This window comes from Pseudomonas sp. NPDC087803 (assembly GCF_044742995.1).
Lineage (GTDB): Bacteria > Pseudomonadota > Gammaproteobacteria > Pseudomonadales > Pseudomonadaceae > Aquipseudomonas.
The window spans coordinates 1-16,936 of record NZ_JBIUVO010000047.1 but is presented as its reverse complement, the minus strand read 5'-3'; the positions used below and the strand labels follow the sequence as shown (position 1 = coordinate 16,936).

At 59.8% G+C, this 16,936-nt stretch carries 15 protein-coding genes; 12 read left to right on the top strand and 3 right to left on the bottom strand.

The features are described 5' to 3' along the window. Positions 1-94: 94 nt before the first annotated feature. The 11 genes from ACIOUG_RS19940 (at position 95) to ACIOUG_RS19890 (ending at position 14,190) form a co-directional block, all read left to right on the top strand. Positions 95-2,893, top strand: a complete 2,799-nt coding sequence (locus ACIOUG_RS19940; protein ID WP_401068029.1) for an LPS-assembly protein LptD — start codon at positions 95-97, stop codon at positions 2,891-2,893. After that, on the top strand, positions 2,874-4,190 hold the full coding sequence (surA, locus tag ACIOUG_RS19935; protein ID WP_401068027.1) for a peptidylprolyl isomerase SurA: 1,317 nt from the start codon (positions 2,874-2,876) through the stop codon (positions 4,188-4,190). Before ACIOUG_RS19940 ends, surA begins: the two co-directional genes overlap by 20 nt. Next, on the top strand, positions 4,187-5,176 hold the full coding sequence (pdxA, locus tag ACIOUG_RS19930) for a 4-hydroxythreonine-4-phosphate dehydrogenase PdxA (protein ID WP_401068024.1): 990 nt from the start codon (positions 4,187-4,189) through the stop codon (positions 5,174-5,176). Before surA ends, pdxA begins: the two co-directional genes overlap by 4 nt. Beyond that, on the top strand, positions 5,173-5,991 hold the full coding sequence (gene rsmA / locus ACIOUG_RS19925; protein WP_003228841.1) for a 16S rRNA (adenine(1518)-N(6)/adenine(1519)-N(6))-dimethyltransferase RsmA: 819 nt from the start codon (positions 5,173-5,175) through the stop codon (positions 5,989-5,991). Before pdxA ends, rsmA begins: the two co-directional genes overlap by 4 nt. Positions 5,992-6,105: 114 nt before the next feature. Further along, positions 6,106-6,486: a Co2+/Mg2+ efflux protein ApaG gene (gene apaG, locus ACIOUG_RS19920; protein ID WP_401068022.1), complete on the top strand. Its 381-nt coding sequence runs from the start codon at positions 6,106-6,108 to the stop codon at positions 6,484-6,486. Continuing rightward, entirely contained in the window at positions 6,486-7,367 is an 882-nt protein-coding gene (locus tag ACIOUG_RS19915) for a symmetrical bis(5'-nucleosyl)-tetraphosphatase (RefSeq protein ID WP_401068020.1), read from the top strand. The genes apaG and ACIOUG_RS19915 overlap by 1 nt, the downstream gene beginning before the upstream one ends. A gap of 33 nt (positions 7,368-7,400) precedes the next feature. Beyond that, entirely contained in the window at positions 7,401-7,730 is a 330-nt protein-coding gene (glpE, locus tag ACIOUG_RS19910) for a thiosulfate sulfurtransferase GlpE (protein ID WP_401068018.1), read from the top strand. A gap of 294 nt (positions 7,731-8,024) precedes the next feature. Continuing rightward, complete coding sequence (locus tag ACIOUG_RS19905; protein ID WP_003228848.1) at positions 8,025-9,947, top strand: PrkA family serine protein kinase; 1,923 nt, start codon at positions 8,025-8,027, stop codon at positions 9,945-9,947. Between the two features lie 118 nt (positions 9,948-10,065). After that, positions 10,066-11,337, top strand: coding sequence for a YeaH/YhbH family protein (locus ACIOUG_RS19900; protein WP_003228849.1), 1,272 nt, complete (start codon positions 10,066-10,068; stop codon positions 11,335-11,337). Then, complete coding sequence (locus tag ACIOUG_RS19895; RefSeq protein ID WP_401068015.1) at positions 11,334-12,896, top strand: SpoVR family protein; 1,563 nt, start codon at positions 11,334-11,336, stop codon at positions 12,894-12,896. The genes ACIOUG_RS19900 and ACIOUG_RS19895 overlap by 4 nt, the downstream gene beginning before the upstream one ends. A 64-nt stretch (positions 12,897-12,960) precedes the next feature. After that, positions 12,961-14,190 carry a multifunctional CCA addition/repair protein gene (locus ACIOUG_RS19890; RefSeq protein ID WP_401068012.1) on the top strand — a complete coding sequence of 410 codons (1,230 nt, stop codon included), beginning with the start codon at positions 12,961-12,963 and terminating at the stop codon, positions 14,188-14,190. 84 nt (positions 14,191-14,274) lie between these two features. Here the strand turns inward: ACIOUG_RS19890 and folK are convergent, their stop codons facing one another. Beyond that, positions 14,275-14,793 carry a 2-amino-4-hydroxy-6-hydroxymethyldihydropteridine diphosphokinase gene (gene folK / locus ACIOUG_RS19885; protein WP_401068010.1) on the bottom strand — a complete coding sequence of 173 codons (519 nt, stop codon included), beginning with the start codon at positions 14,791-14,793 and terminating at the stop codon, positions 14,275-14,277. Next, a complete protein-coding gene (folB, locus tag ACIOUG_RS19880; protein WP_003228857.1) occupies positions 14,784-15,140 on the bottom strand; it encodes a dihydroneopterin aldolase in 357 nt (118 codons plus the stop codon). The genes folK and folB overlap by 10 nt, the downstream gene beginning before the upstream one ends. Positions 15,141-15,214: 74 nt before the next feature. Here folB and plsY point away from each other — a divergent pair, with 74 nt between their 5' ends. Further along, positions 15,215-15,784 (top strand): glycerol-3-phosphate 1-O-acyltransferase PlsY, encoded by a 570-nt coding sequence (gene plsY, locus ACIOUG_RS19875; RefSeq protein WP_027610711.1) that lies wholly within the window; start codon positions 15,215-15,217, stop codon positions 15,782-15,784. 23 nt (positions 15,785-15,807) lie between these two features. Here plsY and tsaD read toward each other — a convergent pair whose 3' ends face one another. Beyond that, positions 15,808-16,833: a tRNA (adenosine(37)-N6)-threonylcarbamoyltransferase complex transferase subunit TsaD gene (gene tsaD, locus ACIOUG_RS19870; protein ID WP_401068006.1), complete on the bottom strand. Its 1,026-nt coding sequence runs from the start codon at positions 16,831-16,833 to the stop codon at positions 15,808-15,810. Positions 16,834-16,936: the final 103 nt, after the last annotated feature.

The following is a 16,936-nucleotide window of genomic DNA, read 5'->3' as shown; positions in this document are numbered from 1 at the left end:
TCATGCTTTATTATCCAGCATCTTTTTCAGACCATCGAGAGGCGTGCGGCCCACACCGCGGGCAGATGGCACGCAGGAAGCCCGGACTAATAAGATGGCATTGAAATCCCCCGCGTTTCGTAAAAAATTTCCGTTGTTGGTAACCGGCAGTCTGCTGGCTATGCAACCTCTGGCCAGCCAATTCGTTGTTGCCGCCGAGCAGTATGACTGCGCCGTCTCGGCAACGGGAGGCTGGGCCTGTGCGCCCAAGACGCCGGCAGCTGCATTGCCGCCGCGTCCGGTGCATGACGGCAGTGCCGTCAGCGCCACCGGTGAAACACCGGCAGCGCCAGGTACCACCGAGGCCGCAGGCGCCAAACCAGCGCTCGTCACCGAAGCCAAGGGCCGTGGCCTGAAATCCCGTAGCGAAGACTACAGTCACCTCGACTGGGTTCCGCGCGAGAAGCTCACCGCCGCCCAATTGGCCGAGACCGGTCCTTACTGCTCTGGTTCCTATATCGAACCGATTCGTCCTGGCATGAATGACAAGACGAATAAAAGTGACGCACCGACCTTTATCGGCGCCAAGGCCTCGCGCTACAACACCGAAGATCAGGTGGGTACGCTGGCCGGCGACGTGGTCCTGCGTCAGGGCAGCATGCAGGTCGAGTCCGATGAGGCCAGCCTGTATCAAGCCGAGAGCCGCGCCGAACTCAATGGCGACGTGCGCATCCGCGACAACGGTGCGCTGATCGTCGGCGACCACGCCGATGTGCAGCTCGACACCGGTGAAGCCAAGGTCGACAACGCCGAATACGTGATGCACAAATCGCGCATCCGCGGTAACGCGCTGTACGCCAAGCGTGCCGAGAACGCGATCATCCGTTTGAAGGACGGCACGTACACCACGTGCGAACCGAACAGCAACGCCTGGCAGCTCAAGGGCAACAACATCACCCTGAACCCTGCCACCGGCTTCGGTACCGCGACCAACGTGACACTGCGGGTCAAGGACATTCCGATCCTGTACACGCCGTACATCTACTTCCCGATCGACGATCGTCGCCAATCGGGTTTCCTGCCGCCGACCATCGGCACCGGCAGCGACACCGGCTTCATGCTGGTGACCCCGTACTACTTCAACCTGGCGCCGAACTACGATGCCACGTTGTACCCGCGTTACATGAGCAAGCGCGGCATGCTGGTCGAAGGCGAGTTCCGCTACCTGACCAAGTCCAGCGAAGGCCAGTTCGGTGCGGCGTATCTGAACGACGAAGATACCGATCGCAGCAAGCAGTCCGATTACGAAAAAAATCGCTACATGTACAACTGGCAGCACAAGGGCGGTCTCGACTCCCGCGTGTTCACCCAGGTTGACTACACCAAGATCAGCGATCCGTATTACTTCCAGGATCTGACCACTGATCAGATCGGCGTGAAGAGCGCTGACTACGTGAACCAGCAGGGTTCGGTGACTTACCGGGGCGACAGCTATACCGCGCGCTTGAATGTCCAGCAGTACCAGCTAGCTACAGTTTCCAACATCACACCGTATGGTCGTTTGCCGCAGGTCACCTTCAATGGTCAGCTGCCATATCATCCGAAAGGTTTGAACTTCGATTACGAGACCGAGATTGTGCGGTTTGATCGTGATCTGAAAAGCGGCGACTTTGTTAACGAAGATGGCACCGTTGAGCCGCGCCTCGATAACAACGTCTTCGGGCTCGCTCGCGCCAATGGCGACCGCTTGAACCTGAAACCGGGCGTCAGCCTGCCATTGAACTGGACCTATGGCTTCCTCAAGCCATCGCTCAAATATCAGTACACTCAGTACCAGCTTGATCTGGACAGTACCGGCAAGTCGCAGATTGACTCCTTGAGTCCGGATGCGCAAAAGCTCAATGGCAAATTCGATAGCAACCAGAACCGTGGCGTACCAATTGCCAGTATCGACGGCGGCCTGTACTTCGACCGCAACACGTCTTTCTTCGGTAAAAACTATCGCCAGACCCTGGAACCACGCCTGTTCTACCTTTATGTGCCTGAAGTCGACCAGCAAGACATTCCGGTATTCGATACGGGCGAATATACCTTCAACTATGCTTCGCTGTTCCGTGACAACCGCTTCTCTGGCTCCGACCGGGTCGGCGATGAGAACAAACTGTCACTGGGTATAACCAGTCGCTGGATCGAAGACAACGGTTTCGAACGTCAACGCATCAGTGTAGGTCAGGCCCTGTACTTCAAAGATCGTGAAGTCCAGTTGCCAGGTATCGACGCCAAAACCCGTGACGACGCGCACTCCAATGTTTCGCCATACGCGCTGGAATACGAATACCGCTGGAACCGCGATTGGCGCACCACCGCCGATTACAACTGGGACCCGGACAGCCGCAGCCCGCGTTCCGGCAGTGCGATGTTCCATTACCAGCCCGAAGACAACCCGAACAAGGTGGTCAACGTCGGTTATCGCTATCGTAACGACCAGATCCGTTACGACCAGAACACCGGTAAGTGGGCGGTGGGTGGCGGTGACTATGGCACCCCGGGCCAGCCTGGCTACGTGAAGGACTACTACAAGATCCAGCAGCATGACTTCTCGGTCATCTGGCCGATCGTTCCACAATGGAGCGCGATCAGCCGCTGGCAGTACGACTACAACCGCAACCGTACACTGGAAGCCTTTGGTGGTTTCGAGTACGACAACTGCTGCTGGAAACTGCGCCTGATCAACCGTTACTGGGTTTCCTACGACGAATTCAGTCAGGAAGCTCCGCAAAACGAAAAAGGCGACCACGGCGTCTTCCTCCAAATTGTTCTGAAGGGACTCGGCGGCCTGACTGGCGCCAAGGTAGAGAGCTTCCTCGACAAAGGCATCCAAGGTTATCGTCAACGTGAAGACCAAGCTTTCTGATTGTCTGCGCCCGCTGCTGCTGGGCGCGCTGTTCCTGGGTACTGCAGCCAACGCTGCAGTACAGTCCATCGATAAAGTGGTCGCGATCGTTGATAACGATGTGGTCATGCAGAGCCAACTGGACCAGCGTGTCCACGAAGTTCAGCAGACCATCGCCAAGCGTGGCGGCGGCATGCCGCCGCCGGGCGTGCTGGATCAGCAGGTGCTTGAGCGCCTGATCGTCGAAAACCTGCAACTGCAGATCGGCGAGCGTTCCGGCATCCGCATTACCGATGAAGAGTTGAACCAGGCGGTCGGCACTATCGCTCAGCGCAACAACATGACCGTGGATCAATTCCGCGCAGCCCTGGCTCACGATGGTCTGAACTATGACGACGCCCGTGACCAGATCAAGCGCGAAATGATCATCAGCCGTGTGCGTCAGCGTCGCGTGGCAGAACGCATCCAGGTCTCCGAGCAGGAAGTGAAAAACTTCCTCGCCTCCGACCTGGGCAAGATGCAGCTGTCCGAAGAGCTGCACCTGGCGAACATCCTGATTCCTACGCCGGAAAGCGCCAGTTCTGAAGCGATTCAGAGCGCTTACCGTCAGGCCATGGACGTTTACCAGCAACTCAAGCAAGGCGCTGACTTCGGTCAGTTGGCCGTAGCCAAGTCCGGCAGCGACAACGCTCTGGAAGGCGGCGACATGGGCTGGCGCAAAGCCGCGCAACTGCCACCGCCGTTCGACCGCGAGCTGAGCAGCATGGCCGTCGGCGACATCACCCAGCCTGCACGCACCCCGGGTGGTTTCATCATCCTCAAGTTGCTGGCAAAACGCGGCGGTGAAACCCAGATGCGCGATGAGGTGCACGTGCGCCACATCCTGGTCAAGCCAAGCCCGATCCGCGACGAAGCCAAGACCAAAGCCCTGGTGCAATCGCTGTACGACCGTATCCTGGCTGGCGAAGACTTCGCTGAACTGGCGAAGAACTACTCCGAAGACCCGGGTTCGGCACTCAACGGTGGCGACCTGAACTGGATCGACCCTAACGCACTGGTACCGGAATTCCGCGAAGTGATGGCCAAGACCCCACAAGGTCAGCTGTCCAAGCCGTTCCAGACCCAGTACGGCTGGCACGTCCTGGAAGTCCTTGGCCGCCGCGCCACGGATAGCACCGAGTCGGCCCGCGAGCAACAGGCAATGACTGTTCTGCGTAACAAAAAATACGATGAAGAGCTGCAAAACTGGCTGCGTCAGATTCGTGAAGAAGCCTACGTAGAAATCAAACTCCCTGGTGCAGACCAGGCAGCGCAGTGAAACCCCAGCGTTTCGCGTTGACACCCGGCGAACCAGCCGGCATCGGTCCCGACCTGTGCCTGCTGCTCGCCTCGCAAGCCCAGCCACACCCCCTGATTGCCATCACCAGCCGCGACCTGCTCACTGAGCGGGCCGCGCAGCTGGGGCTGGCCGTCACTTTGCTGGGGGTCGCGCCAGGTCGCTGGCCGAATGCGCCAGCGCCCGCCGGTAGCCTGTATGTCTGGGATACCCCGCTCAGCGCCCCGGTAGTCGCCGGGCAACTGGACAAGGCCAACGCCGCCTTCGTTCTGGAAGCCCTGACCCGCGCCGGCAATGGCTGCCTGAACGGCGACTTCGCCGGGATGATCACCGCACCGGTGCACAAGGGTGTGATCAACGAGTCGGGTATCGCCTTCTCAGGACACACGGAATTCCTCGCCGACCTGACCCATACCGCCCAAGTGGTGATGATGCTCGCCACCCGCGGTTTGCGCGTGGCACTGGTCACCACCCACCTGCCCCTGCGCGAGATTGCCGATGCGATCACCCCGGAGCGGCTGGAGCGGGTCACGCGGATTCTGCACGCCGACCTGCAAGACAAATTCGGCATCGCCCGGCCACGCATCCTGGTTTGCGGGCTCAACCCGCACGCCGGTGAAGGCGGCCATCTGGGCCATGAAGAAATCGACATCATCGAACCTACATTAGAGCGCCTGCGCGGCGAGGGCATGGACCTTCGTGGCCCGCTGCCTGCCGACACTCTGTTTACCCCAAAATATCTGGAGCACTGCGACGCAGTGCTGGCGATGTACCACGACCAGGGCCTGCCCGTGCTGAAGTACAAAGGCTTCGGCGCCGCAGTCAACATCACCCTTGGCCTGCCGATCATCCGCACCTCGGTCGACCACGGCACAGCCCTGGATCTGGCCGGCAGCGGCAAGATTGACACCGGCAGCCTGCAGGTCGCCCTGGAAACCGCCTACCAGATGGCCGAGACCCGTTTATGACCGAGCAATACCAACACAAGGCGCGCAAACGCTTTGGCCAGAACTTCCTGCACGATGCCGGCGTCATCGACCGCATCCTGCGCTCCATCAGCGCCAAATCCGGCGACCGCATGCTGGAAATCGGCCCGGGCCAGGGCGCACTGACCGCTGGCCTGCTCAACTCCGGTGCGCAACTCGACGTGGTGGAACTGGACAAGGATCTGATCCCGATCCTCAACCAGCAGTTTGCCGGCAAGAGCAATTTCAACCTGCATCAGGGCGATGCGCTGAAGTTCGACTTCAATACCCTCAACGCTGCGCCGAACAGCCTGCGCGTGGTCGGCAACCTGCCATACAACATCTCCACGCCGCTGATTTTTCACCTGCTGAACAACGCCGGCATCATTCGCGACATGCACTTCATGCTGCAGAAGGAAGTGGTCGAACGTCTGGCCGCTGGTCCGGGTGGCGGTGACTGGGGTCGTCTGTCGATCATGGTTCAGTACCACTGCCGCGTGGAACACCTGTTCAACGTCGGCCCGGGCGCGTTCAACCCGCCGCCGAAGGTCGACTCGGCGATCGTTCGTCTGGTGCCGCACGCCGTCCTGCCACACCCGGCCAAGGATCATCGTCTGCTCGAGCGCGTGGTGCGCGAAGCGTTCAACCAGCGCCGCAAGACCCTGCGCAACACCCTCAAGCAATTGATGACCGCAGCCGAGATCGAAGCCGCCGGCGTCGATGGCAGCCTGCGCCCCGAGCAACTGGATCTGGCCGCATTCGTGCGCCTGGCCGACAAGCTCAGCGAACAAGCCCCGCAAGCCCCCGCCGCCGACTGACCGGCGATGAACGCTATCGGGCAGGCCGCCACTCTGGTTTACTGCCCGATACTTGCCTAGACTGATTCCCCATCAGCTACGCCTCGCGTTCCGCTTTGCTTAAGGCCCTTTTGCATGTCCGATCCTCGTTATCAGGTCGATGTCAGCGTCGTTACCCGCTATCTGGCAGACCAATCGCAACCCGAGCACGACCGCTTCGCCTTCGCCTACACCATCACCGTGCACAACAATGGCGAGCGCCCTGCCCGGCTGATGTCGCGGCACTGGGTGATCACCGACGGCGACGGGCATAAAGAAGAAGTGCGCGGCGCCGGCGTCGTCGGCCAGCAACCGCTGATCGACGTTGGCAAAAGTCACACCTACAGCAGCGGCACGGTGATGACCACCAAGGTCGGCACCATGCAGGGCACTTACGAAATGGTCGCCGACGACGGCAAGCATTTTGACGCAATCATCAAACCCTTCCGCCTCGCCGTACCCGGAGCCTTGCACTGATGACGACGTACGCCGTCGGCGACCTGCAAGGCTGCCTGGAACCACTCAAGTGCCTGCTCAAGCAGGTCGCGTTCGACCCCAGGCTTGATCGGCTGTGGCTGGTCGGCGATCTGGTCAACCGCGGCCCGCAGTCACTGGAGACCCTGCGCTTCCTTTATGGCATGCGCGAATCGCTGGTCTGTGTGCTGGGTAATCACGACTTGCATCTGCTGGCCGTCAGCCGGCACATCGAGCGCCTGAAAAAGTCCGACACGTTGCGCGAAATTCTCGAGGCACCCGATGCGGCTGAGCTGCTTGAGTGGCTGCGTCAGCAAAAGCTGATGCATTACGACGAGCAGCGTGACGTGGTCATGGTCCATGCCGGCGTTCCACCACAGTGGTCGCTGCGTCGCGCCTTGAAGTGCGCCGCCGAAGTCGAAACCGCATTGCGCGATGACAATCTGTTTCCTGCCTTCCTTGACGGCATGTACGGCAATGAACCGGCGAAATGGGACAACGACCTCAAAGGCGTGACCCGCCTGCGCGTCATCACCAACTACTTCACCCGCATGCGTTTCTGCACCGCCGAAGGCAAGCTCGACCTTAAAAGCAAGGAAGGTCTCGACACCGCACCTCCGGGCTATAAACCCTGGTTCCAGCACAAGGAGCGCAAGACGCACGGCCAGCGGATCATCTTCGGCCACTGGGCCGCGCTGGAAGGCGATGTTCACGAGCCCGGCATCTCGGCGCTGGACACCGGTTGCGTCTGGGGCGGCAGCCTGACCCTGATGAATGTCGACAGCGGCGAGCGCGTGTCATGCAAATGCGATGAACACGGCGGCCTTGCACCATCAGTCGCACCACTTATCCCCGAAACGTCGCCAGTCAGCGCGCCGCGTTAGACTGCGCATTCTGCCGAGCTACAGGAACCCGCCATGAGCGAATTCAAACGAATCCCCCCGGAACAGGCCCAGGCCCTGCGTGAACAAGGCGCAGTCGTGGTTGATGTCCGTGATCCCGCCACCTTTGCCGCACTGCATATCAGTGGCTCGAAGCATTTGGACAATCATTCCTTGCACGCTTTTATCCAGGGCGCCGACCTTGATGCGCCGACTGTCGTCGTTTGCTATCACGGCAATTCCAGCCAGGGTGCCGCCGCGTACCTGATCAGTCAGGGCTTCTCCGAGGTCTACAGCATGGACGGCGGCTTTGAGTTGTGGCGTACGACTTATCCTGCGGAAACCGCGCAAGGCACACCCGAATAATTTTTTTGCAGCACGCAGGCCCCGGCTCACGCGGGCCTGCGCGTGGCAGACGAACGGTCTGCCACACATAATTACGTATCTCGCCTTTACCTCTCGAATTCCCAACTATCCTTAAGCCCAGGCCATCCAAAACAGGGGAGAGCCGGTACACCGGCGCACGGGTCATCGGGAGTGACTTTCAAGGTTGTCGACCGCGAAAGTGTTCTGGGGGGTAAACAAGCGGCCACCGCGGCTGCTTGCCAGCATCGACTGAGTGATCCGGCGTCGGCTCCACGTATCGAGCGAGGTGACGTCATGAGTATCTTTAGCCACTTCCAACAACGCTTCGAGTCCACACGCCAGGAAGAACTCTCGCTGCAGGAGTACCTGGAGCTGTGCAAAAAGGACCGCAGCGCTTACGTTTCCGCCGCCGAGCGTCTATTGATGGCCATCGGCGAACCCGAGCTGCTCGATACGTCGACCAACTCGCGGCTGTCGCGGATCTTCTCCAACAAGGTGATTCGTCGCTATCCGGCCTTTGAAGACTTCCACGGGATGGAAGAATGCATCGACCAGATCGTCTCGTATTTCCGCCATGCCGCCCAAGGCCTGGAAGAGAAGAAACAGATTCTCTACCTGCTCGGCCCTGTCGGTGGCGGTAAATCGTCCCTGGCCGAGAAGCTGAAACAATTGATGGAAAAAGTGCCCTTCTACGCGATCAAGGGCTCGCCGGTATTCGAATCGCCCCTGGGTCTGTTCAACGCCACCGAAGATGGCGCGATCCTCGAGGAAGACTTCGGCATCCCCCGCCGCTACCTGAACACCATCATGTCGCCGTGGGCGACCAAACGCCTGGCCGAATTTGGCGGCGACATCAGCCAGTTCCGTGTGGTCAAGCTGTACCCGTCGATCCTCAATCAGATCGCCGTGGCCAAGACCGAACCGGGCGACGAGAACAACCAGGACATCTCGGCGCTGGTGGGCAAGGTCGACATCCGCAAACTCGAGGAATACCCACAGAACGACGCCGACGCCTACAGCTACTCCGGCGCGCTGTGCCGGGCCAACCAGGGTCTGATGGAATTCGTCGAAATGTTCAAGGCACCGATCAAGGTGCTGCACCCATTGCTGACCGCCACCCAGGAAGGCAACTACAACAGTACCGAAGGTCTGGGGGCGATACCGTTCACCGGGATCCTGCTCGCGCACTCCAACGAATCGGAGTGGCACACCTTCCGCAACAACAAGAACAACGAAGCCTTCATCGACCGGATCTACATCGTCAAAGTGCCGTACTGCCTGCGGGTCAGCGACGAAGTGAAGATCTACGACAAATTGCTGTTCAACAGCTCGCTGGCCAAGGCGCATTGCGCACCCGACACCCTGAAGATGCTGGCGCAGTTCACCGTGCTGTCGCGCCTCAAGGAGCCGGAAAACTCCAACATCTATTCGAAGATGCGTGTCTATGACGGGGAAAACCTCAAGGACACCGATCCGAAGGCCAAGTCGATTCAGGAGTACCGCGACTCGGCGGGCGTCGACGAGGGCATGAACGGTCTGTCGACCCGCTTCGCGTTCAAGATCCTGTCCAAGGTGTTCAACTTCGATCCGCATGAAATCGCCGCCAACCCGGTGCACCTGCTGTACGTGCTGGAACAGCAGATCGAGCAGGAACAGTTCCAGGCCGAAACCCGCGAACGCTACCTGCGCTACCTCAAGGAGTACCTGGCGCCGCGTTATATCGAGTTCATCGGCAAGGAGATTCAGACTGCCTATCTCGAGTCTTACAGCGAGTACGGGCAAAACATCTTCGACCGCTACGTGCTGTATGCCGACTTCTGGATTCAGGATCAGGAATACCGCGATCCGGAAACCGGCGAGATTCTCAACCGCGTCGCCCTGAACGAAGAACTGGAGAAAATCGAGAAACCGGCCGGCATCAGCAATCCGAAGGATTTCCGCAACGAGATCGTCAACTTCGTATTGCGCGCCCGGGCCAACAACAACGGCAAGAACCCGACCTGGCTCAGCTACGAAAAACTGCGGGTGGTCATCGAGAAGAAAATGTTCTCGAACACCGAGGACTTGCTGCCGGTCATCAGCTTCAACGCCAAGGCCAGCAAAGAGGATCAACAGAAACACAACGACTTCGTTACTCGAATGGTCGAGCGCGGTTACACCGACAAACAGGTACGACTGCTGTCCGAATGGTACCTACGGGTCCGCAAATCGCAATAAAGCAGCTGCAAGCTTTCAGCGACAAGCTGCAAGAGAAAAGCAAAGACCGGTCTCGAGAGCGGCGGGAGCTTTCTCTTGTAGCTTGAAGCTTATGACTTGAAGCTCCCCGGAGGGGTCTATGAGCTATGTGATCGACCGACGTCTCAATGGCAAGAACAAGAGCACGGTGAACCGCCAGCGCTTCCTGCGGCGTTACCGTGATCACATCAAGAAGGCTGTCGAAGAGGCGGTCAGCCGTCGTTCCATCACCGACATGGAACACGGCGAACAGATCAGCATCCCCGGTCGCGACATCGACGAACCGGTGCTTCACCATGGCCGTGGCGGCAAGCAGACCGTGGTTCATCCCGGCAACAAGGAATTCACTGCCGGCGAACATATCGCCCGTCCACCGGGTGGTGGCGGCGGACGCGGTCCGGGCAAGGCCGGTAATTCCGGTGAGGGCATGGACGAGTTCGTCTTCCAGATTACTCAGGAAGAATTCCTCGAGTTCATGTTCGAAGACCTCGAACTGCCGAATCTGGTCAAACGCAACCTGAGCGGCACCGACACCTTCAAGACCGTACGCGCGGGGATCAGCAACGAGGGCAACCCGTCGCGGATCAACATCATCCGCACCCTGCGCTCGGCCCACGCCCGGCGCATTGCGCTGTCCGGCAGCAGCCGCGCCAAACTGCGCGAAGCCAAGGAGGAACTGGCGCGATTGAAGCGTGAAGAGCCGGATAACTTCGGCGATATTCAGGAACTCGAAGCGGAAATCGAAAAACTCAGCGCGCGCATCCACCGGGTGCCGTTTCTCGATACGTTCGACCTCAAGTACAACCTGCTGATCAAACAACCCAACCCCAGCTCGAAAGCGGTGATGTTCTGCCTGATGGACGTCTCCGGCTCCATGACCCAGGCGACCAAGGACATCGCCAAGCGCTTTTTCATCCTGTTGTACCTGTTCCTCAAGCGTAACTACGACAAGATTGATGTGGTGTTCATCCGCCACCACACCAGCGCCCGGGAAGTGGACGAGGAAGAGTTTTTCTACTCGCGAGAAACCGGCGGCACCATCGTTTCCAGCGCCCTGAAACTGATGCAGGAGATCATGGCCGAGCGCTACCCGAGCAACGAGTGGAACATCTACGCCGCCCAGGCTTCCGACGGCGACAACTGGAACGATGACTCGCCGATCTGCCGGGACATTCTGATCAACCAGATCATGCCGTTTGTGCAGTACTACACTTATGTGGAGATCACCCCGCGCGAACACCAGGCCCTCTGGTACGAATATGAGCGCATCGCCGAAGCCTTTTCCGACACGTTTGCCCAGCAGCAGCTGGTCTCGGCCGGGGATATCTATCCGGTCTTCCGTGAACTCTTCCAGCGCAGGTTAGTGACATGACCGCCAAAGAGCAGAAACGCCAACCCATCTCCACCGGCTCCGAATGGACGTTCGAGCTGATCCAGGCCTACGACCGCGAGATTGCCCGGATCGCGGCCGGCTATGCCCTGGACACTTATCCCAACCAGATCGAAGTGATCACCGCCGAACAGATGATGGATGCCTATGCCTCGGTCGGCATGCCACTGGGCTATCACCACTGGTCCTACGGCAAGCACTTCCTCAGCACGGAGAAATCCTACAGTCGCGGGCAGATGGGGCTGGCCTACGAGATCGTGATCAACTCGGACCCGTGCATCGCCTACCTGATGGAGGAGAACACCATCTGCATGCAGGCGCTGGTGGTGGCGCACGCGTGCTACGGACACAACAGTTTCTTCAAGGGCAACTATCTGTTCCGCACCTGGACCGATGCCAGCTCGATCATCGACTACCTGGTGTTCGCCAAGCAGTACATCATGCAATGCGAGGAGCGCCACGGTATCGACGCGGTCGAGGACCTGCTCGATTCCTGCCATGCGCTGATGAACTACGGCGTCGACCGCTACAAACGTCCGTATCCGATTTCCGCCGAGGAAGAACGCCGGCGCCAGAAAGACCGCGAAGAACACTTGCAGAAGCAGATCAACGATCTGTGGCGCACCATTCCCAAAGGAGCAGACAAATACAGCGACAAGGACAACGCGCGCTTCCCGGCCGAGCCGCAGGAAAACATCCTCTATTTCATCGAGAAACACGCCCCGCTGCTGGAGCCGTGGCAGCGGGAAATCGTGCGGATCGTGCGCAAGATTGCCCAGTATTTCTATCCACAACGCCAGACTCAGGTGATGAACGAAGGCTGGGCCACGTTCTGGCACTACACGCTGATGAACGACCTGTACGACGAGGGCCTGGTGACTGACGGGTTCATGATGGAATTCCTCACCTCGCACACCAGCGTAGTGTTCCAGCCCGGCTTCGACAGCCCTTACTACAACGGGATCAACCCCTACGCACTGGGGTTCGCGATGTATCGCGACATCCGCCGCATGTGCGAGGAACCCACCGAGGAAGATCGGCGCTGGTTCCCGGACATTGCCGGTTCCGACTGGCTGTCGACCATCAAGTTCGCCATGAGCAGCTTCAAGGACGAGAGTTTCATCCTGCAGTACCTGTCGCCCAAGGTCATTCGCGACCTGAAGCTGTTCAGCATCCTCGATGACGATCAAAAGGACGACCTACTGGTACCGGCGATCCATGACGAAACCGGTTACCGGATCATTCGTGAAACCCTGGCCGCGCAGTACAACCTCGGCAACCGTGAGCCCAACGTGCAGATCTACAGCATCGACCGGCGCGGCGACCGCTCGTTGACCCTGCGTCACCAGCAACATGACCGCAAACCCTTGGGCGACTCCACCGAAGAAGTACTGAAACACCTGCACCGGTTGTGGGGCTTCGACATTCATCTGGAAACCCTGCAGGGCGACCAGATCATGAAAACCCACCACGTACCGCCGCGCAGCGACCACAGCGAAGGCGATTATGGTCGGCTCGACCTGGCCGTGATTCACCTTTAGCTGCAGCTCTGGCCTCCGAAAGTTCGGCGCAAGGGTTATCCTGTCGGGCTAACGGAGGTTTTTTATGCAGATTTTCAAGGTTGGCGGTGCAGTGCGTGATCGCTTGCTCGGGTTACCGGTGACCGATATTGACTGGGTAGTGGTCGGCGCCACGGCGCAGGAGATGCTTGCTCAGGGTTATCGTCCGGTTGGCGCGGATTTTCCGGTATTCCTTCACCCCAAGACCGGCGAGGAATACGCCCTTGCCCGCACCGAACGCAAAAGCGGTCGCGGTTATGGCGGGTTCACTTTTCACGCCAGCCCCGAAGTCACCCTTGAAGAAGATCTGATCCGTCGTGACCTGACCATCAATGCCATGGCCGAGGACGACCAGCACCATCTGACCGATCCGTATCATGGCCAGCGCGATCTTGAAGCGCGCATCTTGCGTCATGTTTCCCCCGCATTCGCCGAAGATCCGCTCCGAGTGCTGCGCGTTGCCCGATTTGCAGCGCGTTATGCCGGACTTGGCTTTACGGTCGCGGAGGAAACGCTGGAGTTGATGCGTCAGCTCAGTGAATCGGGCGAACTGCAGGCCTTGACCGCCGAACGCAGCTGGAAGGAAATCTCCCGGGCGCTTATGGAAGATCAACCGCAGGTGTTCATTCAGGTGCTTCGCGACTGTGGCGCCTTGAAAGTATTGATGCCGGAAGTCGACGCGTTGTTCGGCGTACCGCAACCAGAGGCTCATCATCCGGAAATCGACACCGGCCTGCACACTCTCAGCGTTCTGGAGCAATCAGCGCTGCACGAACAACCGCTGACGGTGCGCTGGGCCTGCCTGCTGCATGACCTCGGCAAAGGCCTGACGCCGGAAGAAGAGTGGCCACGACATATCGCCCATGAGCACACTGGGTTGAAGCTGATCAAAGCGGTCAACGAACGCTTCAAGGTACCGAAGGATTGTCAGGAGTTGGCGCTTCTGGTCGGCAAGTACCACACCCACAGCCATCGCGCTCTGGAGCTGAAGGCATCGACCTTGCTGGAGCTGCTGCAGAGTTTTGACGTGTATCGCCGACCGCAGCGTTTCGAGGAGTTCATCGTCGCGTGCGAGATGGATGCGCGCGGACGCAAGGGGCTGGAACAGCGCAGTTATCCCCAAGCCGATTATCTGCGTGGGGCAGCCAATGTGGCACGCGGGGTGGCGGTGCAGCCGCTGCTGGAGAAGGGTTTTAAAGGCCCGGAACTGGGGGAAGCGCTGAAGCGAGAACGACTGAAGGCGCTAAAAGCCTACAAAGACGAGGCGTCAGCCTGAAAAGCTTCGCGAGCAAGCCCGCTCCCACAAGGGGAATGCATTCCAAATGTGGGAGCGGGCTTGCTCGCGAAAGCGGCAGTTAATTCAACGCAAATCCGAAGACGTGAGCTGCTGCCCACGCCACTCAAAGGCCACCGGTGCCAACACCTGATCAATCTGCGCCTCTGCCCACAGCGTCGCGAAGCTTTTTCCCACGCCAGGATGCAGCCGATCCGGCGCAATCAGCGACAGCGGCCACAGCACAAAGGCGTTTTTCAGAATTTCGGCGCGCGGCAGAATCAAGCCGTCGAAGTTGCCGGTCAGATCGCCGTACAACAGCACGTCGATATCCAGCGGCAGCCCCTTGCGATCCGGGGCATAGCGACCGTTATCGGCCTCGATGAATTTCAGGCGCCGATCCAGTTCGATCAACGGCAGATCGGTAAACGCCGACACCACGAAATTGAAGAACGGCCCGCTCTTGATCCCCACCGGCTGGCTCTCGAACACCGCCGAACAGCGGATATCGACGAGAAACGTCGCCAAAGCGTCGAGTCCCGCGTGCAAATGGGTTTCGCGCTCGATATTGCTACCGAGCCCGAGGTACACCTGAGTCAGCGACATCCGCGCTCGATCTCCACGCCCACGCCACCCTTGGCGGCCGGCACGGCACCCGGTTTGGTCAGTTTCAGGCGCACCCAAGTGATCTTGAATTCGGCCATCAGCACTTCAACCAGACGCTCGGCAAAGGTCTCGACCAGTTGATACTGAGATTGCTCGGCAAAAGCCTGGATGCGCGTGGAAACGCTGGCGTAATCGAGCGCCAGGGTCAGGTCGTCGCCGGCTGCGGCCGGGCGATTGTCCCAGGCGAAGCTCAGATCAAGACGCAGGCACTGTCGGATGCCACGCTCCCAGTCGTAGGCACCGATCACGGTGTCGACTTCCAGGCCCTCGATAAACACTCTGTCCAAGCACTTCTCTCCGCTGCACGACAAGGGCGCAATGCGCCGTTAGAATCAGGGCGTCCTCGCCCGGAATAGTTAGCATGTTTTGGTTACTGGCGACCCTCGCCTACCTGCTCGGCTCTCTGTCCTTCGCCATTTTGCTCAGCCGCCTGACCGGAAATCCGGACCCGCGAATGAGTGGCTCGGGCAATGCCGGCGCCACCAACATGCTGCGCCTGGTCGGTCGCAAACTGGCGATCCTGACCCTGCTGGGTGATCTGTGCAAAGGCCTGGTACCGGTGCTGATCGCAGCGGCCGCCGGCCTTTCGCTGCAGGACCAGGCCTGGATCGGCGTGTGCGCCGTGATCGGTCACCTGTTCCCGCTGTATTTCCGTTTTCGCGGCGGCAAAGGCGTCGCCACGGCTGCCGGCATGCTGCTGGGCCTGTATCCACCCGCCGCACTGCTGGCGGTGTGCGCCTGGCTGCTGACGTTCTACCTGACCCGCACCAGCTCGCTGGCGGCACTGATCGCCACGCCCCTGACCCTGCCCTTGCTGGCCTGGCAGGAACCGGAGGCGCTGCTGCCGATGAGCGCGTTGACGCTACTGATCGTCTGGCGCCACCGCGGCAATCTACGCGACCTGTTTGCCGGGCGCGAACGGCATTTTTAAATACCGCTCAGCCACACCGCCCATCACAGCGCCGACAACTGCTCCATCGGCCAGCGCGCCTGTACGCTGATCGCCAGACTTTCCTGCTGACCGGCCTGCAAACGCTGGCAACCGGCAAACGCGATCATCGCGCCATTGTCGGTGCAGAACTCGGGACGGGCGTAGAACACCTCGCCCTGCATGTCACCGAGCATCTTTTCCAGAGACGCGCGCAAGGCCTTGTTGGCGCTGACGCCGCCAGCGATCACCAGGCGCTTCATGCCCGCGTGTTTCAGGGCACGCTTGCACTTGATGGTCAAAGTCTCCACCACGGCCTGCTGGAACGCCAGCGCGATGTCGCAACGGGCTTGCTCGCTGTCGTCCCCGGCGCTGACGCACTGCTGCCAGGTATTGAGAGCAAAGGTTTTCAAGCCGCTGAAGCTGAAATCCAGACCGGGACGATCACACATCGGACGCGGGAAGGTGAAACGTCCTGCGACGCCCTTCTCGGCCAGCTTGGCGATTTCCGGTCCGCCCGGATAATTGAGCCCCATCATTTTTGCGGTTTTGTCGAACGCTTCGCCGGCGGCATCGTCGAGGGTTTCGCCAAGCAGGCTGTATTGGCCGATGCCATCGACCTGAACCAACTGCGTATGACCACCGGAAACCAACAAAGCGACGAACGGGAATTGCGGCGGTTTTGGCTCCAGCATCGGCGCCAGCAAGTGGCCTTCCATGTGGTGCACACCGAGTGCCGGAATGCCCCAGGCAAACGCCAGCGCCTGAGCGCACGAGGCCCCGACCAGCAGCGCCCCGACCAGGCCCGGGCCCGCGGTGTAGGCGATCGCATCGATCTCGGTCGGCACGCAGTCAGCCTCGGCCAACACCTGACGAATCAAGGGCAGCATGCGCTTGACGTGGTCACGCGAGGCCAGCTCCGGCACTACACCGCCATAGACGCGGTGCAGGTCGATCTGGCTGAACAGCGCGTCGGCCAGCAGGCCGCGTTCGCTGTCGTATAATGCGACGCCGGTTTCGTCGCAGGAAGTTTCTAATCCCAGTACTAGCATGGGTTTGCGCCTTGTTTAGGCTGAATTCGAAGGCGCGCATAATAGTCGCCATGCGATGCCCCGACTAGCGGTTTTCGATCAGAGGCTTTGCATTCCGAGCGAT

Coding starts and splice junctions, on each gene's coding strand:
- ACIOUG_RS19940 (WP_401068029.1), top strand. CDS start 95: ATGGCATTGAAATCCCCCGCGTTTCGTAAAAAATTTCCGTTGTTGGTA.
- rsmA (WP_003228841.1), top strand. CDS start 5,173: ATGACCGAGCAATACCAACACAAGGCGCGCAAACGCTTTGGCCAGAAC.
- apaG (WP_401068022.1), top strand. CDS start 6,106: ATGTCCGATCCTCGTTATCAGGTCGATGTCAGCGTCGTTACCCGCTAT.
- ACIOUG_RS19915 (WP_401068020.1), top strand. CDS start 6,486: ATGACGACGTACGCCGTCGGCGACCTGCAAGGCTGCCTGGAACCACTC.
- glpE (WP_401068018.1), top strand. CDS start 7,401: ATGAGCGAATTCAAACGAATCCCCCCGGAACAGGCCCAGGCCCTGCGT.
- ACIOUG_RS19905 (WP_003228848.1), top strand. CDS start 8,025: ATGAGTATCTTTAGCCACTTCCAACAACGCTTCGAGTCCACACGCCAG.
- ACIOUG_RS19900 (WP_003228849.1), top strand. CDS start 10,066: ATGAGCTATGTGATCGACCGACGTCTCAATGGCAAGAACAAGAGCACG.
- ACIOUG_RS19895 (WP_401068015.1), top strand. CDS start 11,334: ATGACCGCCAAAGAGCAGAAACGCCAACCCATCTCCACCGGCTCCGAA.
- ACIOUG_RS19890 (WP_401068012.1), top strand. CDS start 12,961: ATGCAGATTTTCAAGGTTGGCGGTGCAGTGCGTGATCGCTTGCTCGGG.
- folK (WP_401068010.1), bottom strand. CDS start 14,793: ATGTCGCTGACTCAGGTGTACCTCGGGCTCGGTAGCAATATCGAGCGC.
- plsY (WP_027610711.1), top strand. CDS start 15,215: ATGTTTTGGTTACTGGCGACCCTCGCCTACCTGCTCGGCTCTCTGTCC.
- tsaD (WP_401068006.1), bottom strand. CDS start 16,833: ATGCTAGTACTGGGATTAGAAACTTCCTGCGACGAAACCGGCGTCGCA.